This window comes from Alteromonas sp. G4i13 (assembly GCF_054960505.1).
Genome location: NZ_JBHNYX010000074.1, coordinates 1 through 12,648 on the forward strand (window position 1 = coordinate 1; position 12,648 = coordinate 12,648).

The 12,648-nt window shown below is 44.0% G+C and carries 10 protein-coding genes; 1 reads left to right on the plus strand and 9 read right to left on the minus strand.

The window, feature by feature from the left end; genetic code table 11:
* Positions 1-117: 117 nt before the first annotated feature.
* From ACFI6J_RS20700 to ACFI6J_RS20740, 9 genes are all read right to left on the minus strand, one after another.
* Positions 118-648 (minus strand): acyloxyacyl hydrolase, encoded by a 531-nt coding sequence (locus tag ACFI6J_RS20700; RefSeq protein ID WP_014975262.1) that lies wholly within the window; start codon positions 646-648, stop codon positions 118-120.
* Positions 649-784: 136 nt separating this feature from the next.
* Positions 785-1,615 carry a substrate-binding periplasmic protein gene (locus ACFI6J_RS20705; protein ID WP_069943474.1) on the minus strand — a complete coding sequence of 277 codons (831 nt, stop codon included), beginning with the start codon at positions 1,613-1,615 and terminating at the stop codon, positions 785-787.
* The gene (locus ACFI6J_RS20710; RefSeq protein WP_231506374.1) at positions 1,596-2,399 is read right to left on the minus strand and encodes a hypothetical protein; all 804 of its coding nucleotides are present in this window, start codon (positions 2,397-2,399) and stop codon (positions 1,596-1,598) included. Before ACFI6J_RS20710 ends, ACFI6J_RS20705 begins: the two co-directional genes overlap by 20 nt.
* A gap of 130 nt (positions 2,400-2,529) precedes the next feature.
* A complete protein-coding gene (locus ACFI6J_RS20715; RefSeq protein ID WP_156085693.1) occupies positions 2,530-5,619 on the minus strand; it encodes an error-prone DNA polymerase in 3,090 nt (1,029 codons plus the stop codon).
* 36 nt (positions 5,620-5,655) lie between these two features.
* Entirely contained in the window at positions 5,656-7,143 is a 1,488-nt protein-coding gene (locus tag ACFI6J_RS20720; protein ID WP_061438881.1) for a Y-family DNA polymerase, read from the minus strand.
* A complete protein-coding gene (locus ACFI6J_RS20725; protein WP_156085694.1) occupies positions 7,143-7,892 on the minus strand; it encodes a recombinase RecA in 750 nt (249 codons plus the stop codon). Before ACFI6J_RS20725 ends, ACFI6J_RS20720 begins: the two co-directional genes overlap by 1 nt.
* Positions 7,893-8,139: 247 nt before the next feature.
* Positions 8,140-8,649, minus strand: coding sequence for a hypothetical protein (locus tag ACFI6J_RS20730; RefSeq protein WP_039226980.1), 510 nt, complete (start codon positions 8,647-8,649; stop codon positions 8,140-8,142).
* 2 nt (positions 8,650-8,651) lie between these two features.
* A complete protein-coding gene (locus tag ACFI6J_RS20735; protein ID WP_156085695.1) occupies positions 8,652-10,403 on the minus strand; it encodes a DUF885 domain-containing protein in 1,752 nt (583 codons plus the stop codon).
* A 38-nt stretch (positions 10,404-10,441) separates the two neighbouring features.
* Entirely contained in the window at positions 10,442-10,777 is a 336-nt protein-coding gene (locus tag ACFI6J_RS20740; protein ID WP_061438894.1) for a DUF1820 family protein, read from the minus strand.
* 189 nt (positions 10,778-10,966) lie between these two features.
* Between ACFI6J_RS20740 and ACFI6J_RS20745 the strand changes: the two genes are divergently transcribed.
* Positions 10,967-12,604 (plus strand): M28 family metallopeptidase, encoded by a 1,638-nt coding sequence (locus ACFI6J_RS20745; RefSeq protein WP_156085696.1) that lies wholly within the window; start codon positions 10,967-10,969, stop codon positions 12,602-12,604.
* Positions 12,605-12,648: the final 44 nt, after the last annotated feature.

Genomic DNA, 12,648 nt, shown 5'->3' on the forward strand with positions numbered 1-12,648 from the left:
GTTTGGAAGGAACAAAAAATGGGGTCAGAGTACATTAATACTTCTAATACTCCTCGAAATCAAAACAGCCCTTAACAAAATGCTCGAGAAATGAAAATGTACTCTGACCCCATTTCTTTAAAAGTGATAGGCGTAGGATAGGTTCAGGAAGTCTAATCCGGGGTTGTCATTGTTGAAGCCGCCGTTTGAAAAGTGCATATAGCGCAGTGCGACATGTTGTTTTTTATCGATCTCTACAAAAACACCTAATCTGTCTTCGAACTGATAGTTAGATCCAATATCTTTACCAGCGACTTTCTGATTACCTATGTAACTCGCTCCTATCCCCGCTTCTATATATACGGGATATTTGTCATAGAGCGTTGAAACCTGTTTCATAAATACAGGAGTTAATGACGCGCCGTAGCTTGTACTATGTGTATCGTTTTCACCATACTCCCACACTACGGCACTCACTTCCCAGTATAGCTTTAGGTCGCCAAACCAATCAGTAGTAAGCGTTTGTTCAAGTGGCCTGTACGCGAAGCGCATACCATCGATATCGTCAAAGCCGTGCATATAATCTACACTCACGGTTTGTTTCGCTTGTACGCTACTTGCGGTGAAAATAATGAAAAAAGAAAATAGAAGTAGTGATGCCTGTTTCATAATTGCTCCTTGATCTGATAATCAACAAGCAAAATTTTTTCCAATTAAAAATTATTTTAATTTCAAAGAGATAATAAAAACTAAATGCCGAACTATTCCACGCGAGTAGTGTAATTTACTGACACTGTTGAAGTTTTTACAAAGGTGTCCAGCGTGTATCTGCACTTACATGTTGCTCTTCCATCAGACGCTCGATCAGTTGCTTTGTATCTTCAATACCATACTTCGCTTTAATTTTATTTATGCTTTCAGATTCTGAAAGTATGAATGTATTGAGCTCGGCAATGATCTCGGGGTGTCTTAAGGTTGATAGCGAAAATGAGACAACGTTGTGTGGCAGGGTTAAATCAGCGGCAAATGGTCCCATTTGCGGAAAGCGACGAGCAACGTTTTTAGCGGCATTATATTCCACATCTAAAGCATCTACTTTATCGCTCTGTAGAAGGTTAAGCCCATCATAAATACTGTTTACGCCTGTTACCTTAACGGTACCGTTCTTAATTTGCTGTTCCCACTTTACAGGGGAAAATCCGTCTGGCGTGGCAAGTTTTGTTATATGAGTAATTCCTTTACCAAGGTTATCTGTTTTAACCAAAGTCACGGCGAATGTTTCTGCCAGAGGTTCAGAATATACTTTGTTAAGGCTATGGGTTATTTGATCATACCATCTGGCGTTATCAGGAAAGACAAAGTCTACATTGCCTTTTTTCAATTCTATTTGAAGGCGTTTAACTGGCATGCTCAAGTATACAAAGCGATGTCCGCTTTGCTTTGAGAATGCTTCAAGAATAGCCCAACCCAACCCCTTTTCATGATCCGATGAAAAGTTGTAATACGGATAATATTCAATATTTTGAGCGCCTACGATATAGGTGTCGGCTGAAACAAAAGGACTTGAAAGTGTGCATGTAACTGGCAATACCGCCATTTGCACAAAGCGACGAATACTATTTCCAAACCTCTTCAATTTTCAATCCTTGTTCTATCAAAAGCTTCTGAGACAACTGCTCGAAAGGGGTTATTCCGTATTTTGTTTTTATACTATCAATTAATTCTGGATTTGAGGATATGAACTTATTAAGTTCACTAATAATGTCTTGATGATAAAGCGTAGATAGGGAAAAAGGAATTTCATTATGTGGAAGCGTCAAATCTAAAGTAAATGCATCTTGCTCATATGATAGAGGAGCAGATCGCTGGCTAACGAAATACTCTAAATCTAACCCGTCTACACGTTCTTGGTACAAAAGCGCCAAGCCTTGTTGAATATCCGTAACCCAAGTTATTTGGGTACGTTGAGTGTCTATTCTTTCTTGCCAATTTACCGGTGTGAAGCCTAACGGCATGGCGAGGTTTTTTATCTTTTCGATGCCTTTCCCAGCGTTCTGTCGTTTTACAATTGTCCCCGTTACTGCGCTGGTTAATGGGAGGGAAAAGTACTTGTCATTTGAAGTGGTAATGCTGTTATACCAGCCTCTATTATCAGGGTATACAAAGTCAACATTACCTTTAACTAACTCGAGTTGAAGCCGTCTTATAGGCAAGCTTAAATACACAAACTCGTGTCCCGAAGCTTCAGAAAAAGCTTCTAAAATTGACCAAGCAACCCCTTTATCTGTTGATGATGCAAAATCGTAATGGGGGAAATAAGCTAAGTTTTGTGCGCCAATCACATATTTATCTGCATAAATATTAAGGCTAAACAAACAGCCAATGAAAAGCCCAATACATCGCATCATTCTAAACTCCAAAATGACTACAGCAATTTACAATATACAAATAAATTATCTTTGAAGCATTTCCTTGAGAGGAAGTTTTTTAATACAAAAATAAATCGCATAGCTATACACCATAATTTATCGTTTTGCGGGTGTAAAATACTCAGTGAAAATCTCTTGAACTTAATGACAGCTTTTCGAGCCACGGCGTCCGATCAATAAGCTTACCTGCGATGATATGAATAACTCCCTCTTTGGAGCGTTCAATAATACCATTTACCTGTAGCAGTTTAGCTTTTAAGAATGTTTGTTGCTGAGCACGAGCGGTAGCTTGCCACACCACAACGTTCATATTGCCTATATCATCTTCTAAAGTTAGAAAGGTAACGCCTGCGGCTGTACCCGGGGCCTGTCGACCTGTTACTGCGCCGAGTACTTTTACAACAGATTTATTGGTCTTGTCTTTAAGCGAATTGGACCAGCTTATGTCTTTAAGCTTATGTTGCTTTTTGAGTAAAGAAATAGGGTGGTTATTTACCGATAAGCCGGTTGAGGCATAGTCTTCTAGTAAATTTTCTGCCTCAGAAGGCGTAGCGCCGAGCGGTGTGGTATTTTTATCTGCATAAAATTCGTCGGTATCGAAAAGTGGTAGACGGGTTTGGGTATCCATAATTCGCCAGCGGGTTTCATACCGATTGCCTGAAATCGTGCGAAGGGCATCGGCGCTGGCCAGTGCCTCTAGTTCGTGACTTTTAAGCGATAACTGCTGTAATTGTTCAACATTGGTGTAGCTTTTGTCTGAACGGTTTTCCACGATAAGCTGAGACGATGCTTCACTTAAGCCTTTAATAAGCTTAAGACCAAGCCGAATGTGTTTTTTTTGGCCTTGTACCACCAGAGAATGCTCAACGTCAGATTGGTTAACACAGGGCGCTTCTACCCGTATGTTGTGACGCTTAGCATCTTGAACTAACTGAGACGGAGAATAAAACCCCATGGGCCAGCTATTTAACAGCGCTACGTAGAACTCAACAGGAAAGTAAAACTTCAACCAGCAAGACACATAAGCTAATACGGCAAAAGATGCTGAGTGCGATTCAGGAAAGCCGTAACCTGCAAAGCCTTTTATTTGTTCAAATAAGTTGTGGGCGAACGTACTGTCATAGCCTTTATCCGTCATCCCCTTAATAAGCTTGTCTCTGAACTCAAAAATTCTACCGTCTTTTTTCCAGCTCGCCATGGCGCGACGCAGTTGATCGGCTTCTCCGCCACTGAAGCCAGCTGCAACCATGGCAAGCTGAATCACTTGCTCTTGGAAGATAGGCACGCCCATGGTTCGAGACAGAACTTTCTCCACATCTTTAGATGGGTAGCTAATGGTTTCGTTGCCGTGTCGGCGTATCAAATAAGGGTGGACCATATCACCCTGAATCGGACCTGGCCGTACAATGGCTATTTGTACGACCAAATCGTAATAGCGACGAGGTTTGAGCCTTGGCAGCATAGACATCTGAGCCCGTGATTCTATTTGAAAAACGCCTACCGTATCGGCCCGACAAATCATATCGAAAACCTGTTTGTCATCTCCGAGCTTAGTAATGAACGGAATACTGGTTTCAACAGGGTATTGTTTATTGATAAGAGAGAATGCACGACGTATAGCGCTCAACATCCCAAGCGCCAGTACATCCACTTTTAAAAGGCCTAAGGTTTCAATGTCGTCCTTATCCCACTGAATAATAGTACGCTCTTCCATCGCGGCGTTCTCAACAGGAACAAGATCGTAGAGCGGCCCTGCGCTAATAACAAAACCGCCTACATGTTGCGACAAATGTCGGGGCGTGCCCAGTAAAGCTTCGGTAAGGGTAATTAACTGCTGCACCCTAAACTCTTCAGGGTTTAGCCCAAGCCCCGCCAGCTGAGATTTCCACGGAATAACGCTGTCTCGGCGATTAATCTGCTTTACCACAAAATCAAGCTGTGATTCGCTAAAGCCCAGCGCCTTGCCCACATCTTTAAAAGCCGACTTAAAGCGATAGCAAATAACCGTAGCCGCGATAGCGGTTCTTTCCCGGCCGTACTTTTGATAAATGTATTGGATGACCTCTTCACGGCGTTGATGCTCAAAATCCACATCAATATCTGGCGGTTCGTTACGCTCTTTGGAAATAAAGCGCTCGAACAGCACACTTATTTGCCTTGGGTCTACTGCGGTTATTTCCAAGCAATAGCACACTACCGAGTTGGCCGCAGAGCCGCGCCCTTGATACAAAATACGTTGTCGCTTGGCAAACTGAACAATGTCGTAAATGGTTAAAAAGAAATACTCATACTCTTGCTCGTCAATAAGCGTAAGTTCTTTTTCTATGGTTTGGCGAATATCAGGGGTTATACCTTCAGGAAAGCGCACTTTTATACCGGCCTCTACACGTTCCCGCAAATACGAAGTGGGCGTATACCCTTCAGGTACAAGCTCCGCAGGATAGTGGTAGCGCAGCTCTTCTAAAGAAAATGTGAAAGCGTGAGCAAGGGCATTGGTATTGGCAATCCATTTCTCAGGGTAAAGCTTCTTAATTTTTTGTACGGTTCGCAGACTACGCTCTGCATTACTCAACGCATCCCGACCTATTTTGTCTACACTGGTATGCACGTTAATAGCATGCAATACATGTTGAAGCGGCAGTCTGTCAGCGTGATGCATGAGTACACCTGTACAGGCAATAACAGGAAAAGGATAGGCAGACTGCAGATGATTGTAATGCGCAAACCTGTGGTGATCCCTTCCGTCTAATAGGCGCTGAGCGCCAATATAGGCATCAATACTAGGGTGTTTTTGCAGCCATTCAGCCCAATGCTTGTCTTTAGCTTCTTTGCCGCTTGGTAGCCAAATGAATTTGCAATGGCGAATGGTACGCAAGTCCCACTCAGCTAGTTGGTATTCACCTTTATCAGAGCGACGCCTCGCGTTAGTAATAATTCGGCATAGTTCGCTATAGGCCGCTTTGTTCGGGCACAACAGCACAAAAGATAAAGTGTCATCAAATACAAAGTAACTACCCACAATAAGCGTAATCGGTAGGCCCTGATGCTTAATTTCGTCGAAAGCCCGTACCACTCCCGCTACTGAGCATTCATCGGTAATGGCAAGTGCGTCGTAACCAAGGAAAGAAGCCGTGGTAACAAGCTCTGCGGGGGAAGAGGCACCGCAAAGAAAACTATAATTGCTTTGGCAAAAGAGCTCACTGTATTTCATGATATTGCCTTTACCTTTTTCTTTAACCGCATACCGCTAGCAAAAAAGGCCCTGCACCCACCAGCGGCTCTCTTCATCTTTAAACACTAAAAGCCTTACGCATTGCTCAGTTTGGGCGATGAAATAATCACGCTTTGTTGGGCTGTCATGCCACCACTCACTGTGTAATCGCACGGGGCCAAAGCAAATTTGGGTAGCCTGAATAAGCGGTTTAGGTACATCAAAGGTGAAGGTAGGCGTAATGTCACTGCTATAAGCGTAATTACCGGCACAGTTACCGACGCTCGGCTCCGTCACCGTCATATATTCAAATTGATGGCTGTCGGCAGCGCGAGGTTGAAACGTACTGTTATCGCCTAGCTTCGCGTTTAAGCGCCCAATTAATTGCTTTTGTGCAATATCGTTAAATCTGTCGCTAAAAAAATCGCCATTCTGCGTATCCATTTCTTCAAATTGCTGACAGGTAAGCGCAATGGCTGTAGCTGGCTCAGGCAACACCAGACTCTCAGTTTTAAGACTAAATAACGGCAGCCAACTTTTTACTGATGACTGAGGAAGCGCCGAACGTATATTAATATCCATTACAGGTGCTTCTCTGAAATGAATATGTACGCTGATGCTGGATGTATATAAGTTTCTTGCCCGTAAATAGTGAGATAAATGCTCAAACTGCTGGGTGACAAAAGGGGTTAGATGCTGCGTGTTTTCAATATCAAAAGGCAAGAGGATAAAATTATCGAAGTGCTCCAAAGGCCTAAATAACGTAACGCGTGGAAAGGTTTCTCCCCTTAACGCAGTAAGATACATAATGGTGTTATTGTCAAAGCGCCGCCCCAGCTCTTGTACCGGCATGGCAAGCAACTGTTGTACGCAGGAAACGCCCACCCTTGCCAATGAGTCAATGACCTTGGGAGATAGAGCCGTAAGAGAAAGCGGGCACGCACTTAGCGCTTTTTTTATGTCATCGGATGTATGCAAGTAAGTATTAAATTTATGAAGCGCTAATACTTTTGCGGCCTCAATTGTCCATGCGCTAGCAAAATGATAGCGAATATCTGCTTCTGCCAGAGCTTGGGTTAAAGTTTTCCACAGTGGCTTATGACCGCCATAGTAATGGGTTAGGTTATCTAGCCTTACTGCCAGACCGTTTACACTATTTGAGTGAATGTGGTTGTCTAATACGATGTCAGAAGCCAGTGGGTAAAGCCGATGGGCTAACTGCGTCAGCATATGCTTTTCGGCTTCTTCACTGAAAGGCAGAATATGTACGTAAGGGCATAGCGCCGCCGCTTGAGCTAGCCCATGCCCAATTTCAATACCTTCTTTTCTCGCAATATCATTACACTGCGTAATTTTGTTTGTTTTACTGCAGTACACCGCAACGGGGGTATTCGACGCTAACGATGAATACTGGTTATTAGATTCGTGCCTCGGCAATTGGCTATGGGCACGTTTACTTCTAGCCGCTTTGATGTGGCTGTCTAAAGTTAGTTGGTAGCAGTAAATATAAGCCCACAGCATCATTAGCTCACAGAGTGTAATGCCTGATCGGAAAGTGTGTTGTGTGCCATGGCCCATTTAATAGCCTGATTGTCGGGTGTCCACCGATGGGAAATAACAATGTTATCTTTGGGCCACCCATGACGCTGCTTGCGTATGTTCACTGCCAAAGCGTGGGGTTTACCCTTTAGCGCGATATCCAACGTAATGGGTAATGCACCGTCGCTTTGATTCGAAGGAGTGGCTTGTGAATCACTTAAGCTGGCCTTCGGATAACCTAACTGTGAGGCCTGCTGTTGCGGTGGAGTATACAGTAAGCACAGCGCATCATTATGCGTTGCTGCTACCTGTAGGCGTCGTGCTTCTTTTTGATTTACAGCATTACTCCACAGCACTACGCAATGGCAAGCCGTACTTTTTAAACATTGCTCTGCTGCCCACAACGACTCTTGTTCAGAACCTGGTTTTACTACCAGCACTTGTTGCGCTTTAAGCCCCAAGTTTTCTAACCACGGCGACTGTAGTAGCCCGGGAGGGTTAATAAATACCACCAGCTTATGCGTACGGTGTTGGCATATAACCTGTTTAAAGAGTGAAAGTTCACCCATGCCGGTTAACGAAGAGATACGGACAAGACCTGTAGATGCAACGCCACCGTTAAGTGCTTTATCCAGACGCGGAAAACCCAGTGAAAACTTGGTTTCACTTTGTCTCTGATCTCTGGCCCGCCAAATATGCGGGTGGTTATTAAGCACGGATAACGATTTATTCATGGTACTCAAAATAAACTGTATTTTTATACAGTATTATAGTGCAGCAATAACCCTTTTCAAGACAAAAGGTTTTTGGCTTGTTGTTTTAAGTGCTAACTTACTGATTAGTCTGGAAAGGTAAAAAGATTAAACTTTTAAAAGAGTGGGAACATGGCTAGGGTCGCTGACCTTACTACATAGCAACGCAGACGACCCTGCCATACAGTTAGCACTGTATAAGCGCTAACGAGGGACACAGAGTAAAATGTTACTCTTCAGATGGTTCTTTTTGAGCCTTTGCAGTCGTGCCGCTTACTGTTGCTGTAACGGTTTGGCAAAAAGCAATGAAGCCGTCGGCCGTATTTTTTGACCACACCATACGCACGTTGCTAGGGAGTGCTTTCACCACCTCACGAATTTCCTCAAGCGTCACTTCTTCATTAAGCAACACTTTATTCAGCGATTCCTCAAATGACATCCCTTTCTCACAACAGGCCATGACGATAGTCGAAAAGTTGCGCATAAGCGGGTGCAGCGCATTGTATTGAGTTTGGTCGATAAGGCGGCTTTTATAGGCACTTTCAATACGCGCAGTAAGATTTTTCTCTAACGCATCTGTAACAAGAACAAGGTTGCGATAAGCATACGTAACCTTGTTGTTGGTCTGTTTATTCGAGTGACGCAATAGCGCCAGCTCTTTCTGTAAATTCTGCGCTCGCAGCACAAAGTAAATTAAAAACAGGATAAGTAATCCAATAACACCAAATGCAACGATCATGTTTATTGTGCCTTTTGTTCTTCTATAAACGTATTGATGTTTTGCTCCAAGATAAACAATGGAACTGAGCCGTTTTCTAACACGGCGCGGTGGAATTTACGCACATCAAAACGCTCGCCTAATGCTTTCTCTGCCTTCTTGCGAAGGCCTTTAATTTTGATTTCACCAATCTTGTAAGACAAGGCTTGCGCTGGCCAAGAGATATAGCGGTCTATTTCAGTATTTACGTTGTGTTCTGAAAGCGCGGTGTTTTCCATCATATAATCAACCGCTTGTTGACGACTCCAGCCCATCGTGTGCATACCGGTATCCACAACCAAGCGACACGCACGCCACATTTCGTAGCTTAAGCGACCGAAGTTGTCGTACGGCGTTTCGTAAATACCTGCTTCAATACCTAAAAACTCAGAGTACAGACCCCAGCCTTCACCAAACGCTGAAATATAGGTGTTACGACGTACCATAGGTAAGTCTTCAAGCTCTGCTGCCAACGATATTTGAAGGTGGTGGCCAGGCACTGCTTCGTGCAATGTCAGTGCAGGCAATGCATACAAAGGGCGCTTATCGAGGGCATACGTGTTTACCCAGTAATATCCTGGCTGATCATCGCGGCTAGGATGAATGTAACGGCCCGTTGTATATTTGGGCGCGATAGCGTCTGGTACAGGCGCTACACCGTAGGGTGTTCTTGGCAGATACTCAAAGAGCGAAGGAAGTTTTGCGTCCATTTTCTTTGCAATAAACGACGCCTCTTTCAGCAAATCTTCAGCGCTGGTGGCATAGAATTGCGGGTCTTCGCGTAAAAACGTAATGAATTCGTTAATGTCGCCATCAAAGCCAAGCTCATCCACAATTTGCTGCATTTGCGCGCGAATGCGTTTTACTTCAGACAACCCTAAATCATGGATTTCCTGAGGCGTCATATCCGTGGTGGTGTAATGCTTGGCTCTATTGGCGTAATACGCCACGCCATCAGGCCAGTTATTCGCGGCAATATCTTCACGGGCACTAGGAATGTATTCATCTACCATGAAGTCGTAGAACATTTGATACGCAGGCAATACGCTGCTATTTATGGCAGCCTTGCCTTGCTCCGTTAGCGCTGATTTTTGCTCGTCAGTAAAGTACTCTGGAAAACGGGTAAATGGAGAATAAAAGCCACTGTCCTCGGCATTTTCAACAATGTATGACGCCACCGAGTTCTCAAACCCTTTCAGCACGACTTTAGGCTGCGTGTAGCCTTCTTTTAGCGCCTGTTTCATATACGCAATTTGTTGGTCAAAATAAGGCTTAAGCGCATTTAGGCGGCTAATGTAGGCCTGATAATCTTCTACGCGCTTAAAGGTGGATAAATTAGGAAGCGAGGCCATTGCACCGTGAAAGCCATATTCTGAATTGATAGGCACTAAATGCGCGCGATACGTATATTCGTCCACATAGTTAGCTAAACGATATTGTTGCATCAGCAAGGCAATATAAGCATCAGTAGAGATGTCTTCTTTTTTATACTGACTTAAGGTCTTTTGAAAAGTACGCCATTGTTCATTTTGTGCTTTCAGGGCTTTGGGAGAGTTGTCTGGTAATACGTGAGCGAGTGAAGTATCGCCTTCGCGAGAAGCTAGAAGCGGGGAAACCGAAAGCTCGTATTGCCAAATGTCATCAAGTAGTTGATACAAGCTTTCATCGTTAAGGTCCTTTGCAGATGAGCTAACGCTGCAAATAAATAATAATGCTGCTAAAACATAGCGATACATAAGGGTCTCCGGCAACCTTCACCGGAATGACCCGGCGGTTACTCTTTCGTTGGTGTATATATTGGACTAGGGAAAGCAGTTACTTTATCAGATTTATTTTCTAATTTAGTAATTTTGGCTGAACCTTTTTTATTTACGGCGTCAATGCGCAAAATGTTGTGCATCGGTACATAAGTTTTTGTTACTTCAGAAAATTCGGTTTTCAACCTTTCATGACTAGGGTCTACAACAACACTTGTGTGAGTATCCCACACAAAGTCACCTATCTCGATAAAGCCAAACAAAGCGCCCTGCATAAGGCTTTTCACGTATAACTCATAGCGCTCACCGTTGCTGATGAACTGAACGCGGTAAAGAATGTCGTCTTTTGACATAGATGCTGCTCTTCACTAAAAAAATATAAAAACACCCGGAAGCTGAGCCGGCATGCGACTGGCAATTTTACCTTGCTCATAAAATGCGAGCAACGGTAGGAAACACATGGTAAACGTAAGCAGTTTAATGGTATTCCGCCTATTAACTGCGTTACCATGATGCACACTTAGTTATATGGTGAAATTAGAATGATAAAAAAACTCCTTATAGGTAGTGCAATGACAGCAATGACCTTTGCTGCTACTGCCCATAACCACGCATCGACAGACAATGCTTTTAACCCTGATACACAGCGAATCAAATCGCACCTGTTTTTCCTAGCAGATGATTTGCTTGAAGGTCGTGACACGGGCTCTCGTGGCCATGAAATTGCGGCGCTATATATTGCGACCGAATTTGCTAAATATGGTTTGAAGCCAGCGGGTACAGACGGCTACATGCAAAACGTAGCGTTTCGCAAAGCGAATCTGGTTCAAGAGTCTCCCAAGTTTACTTTCACGCAAAACGGCGAAACCGTCGATTTTGACTACCCGAAAGAATATCTAGCTAGCCCGAGCTTGCTTAGCACCGAGGCCAACCTAAAAGGTGAAATGGTCTTTGTGGGCTACGGCATTGTGGCTGACGAGCTATCTCACAACGATTACAAAGACTTAGATGTAAAAGGTAAGGTTGTTGTAGCGCTTGCTGGTAAGCCAAGTGACTTTCCATCAGAAGAGGGCGCTCACTTTGCGTCTGGCTATCAAAAGCAAAAGTATGCGGTAGACAATGGCGCTATTGGCATGATCACTATCACAACGCCTAAAAATGAAAAGGTACGCCCTTATCAAAGCCGTTTGAACTACATCCATACGCCGCGTATGGCATGGTTAGACGACAGTGGTCAGCCTGCAAACAGCTTTTCTCAGCTTAAAGGTGGCGCTTACATGAGTGAAGGCGCTGCGCGTAAGTTATTTGAAGGCGCAGAAAAGAGCCTTGATGACGTTTATGCACAGCTTGAAGCCGACAAAGTACCGCAAGGCTTTGCGTTAAATGGCGTGGTTGATATCAGTAAGACGAGCGTACACGACACCATTACTAGCCCAAATGTTGTGGGTGTACTTGAAGGTTCTGACCCAGAGCTTAAAAACGAGTACGTGGTTTTCTCTGCTCACTCTGACCATATCGGTTTTGCCAAGACCGTGAAGAAAGACAACATTAACAATGGCGCCATGGACAATGCGTCTGGTACGTCAGTGATGTTAGAAACTGCACGCTTGTTTAGCGAAATGGAAGAAAAGCCAAAGCGCTCAATTCTGTTCGTGTCGGTAACGGGTGAAGAGAAGGGCCTGCTAGGTGCAGACTATTTTGCTCGTAATCCAACTGTACCGGTTACTTCAATGGTGGCGAACGTAAATCTAGATATGCCAATTTTGACTTACGAGTTTGCAGACGTTATTGCGTTTGGCGCGAACCACAGTGATTTGCAAGAGTCAGTGGAAAAAGCGGCGGCGAATGCCAACATTGAACTAAGCCCTGATCCATGGCCTGAGCAAGCGTTATTCACTCGCTCAGATCACTATGCGTTTGTAAAGCAAGGTGTGCCTTCAGTGTTTATGGTGCCGGGTCTGAAGTCTAAAGATCCTAACGTAGATGGCAGCAAGGTGTTTGGTCAGTTCTTATCTACGCACTACCACAAACCTAGCGACGACATTAACCAGCCATTCAACTGGAATGCGGCAGAGACTTTCACCAAGGTTAACGCGCAAATTGGTTGGACACTAGCAAACCAAAAGAACAAGCCTAAGTGGAACGATGGCGATTTCTTTGGAAACACGTTTAGCAAGTAAGTCCATATTTATTAAACATTAAAAAGCAGCATTTTTATGCTGCT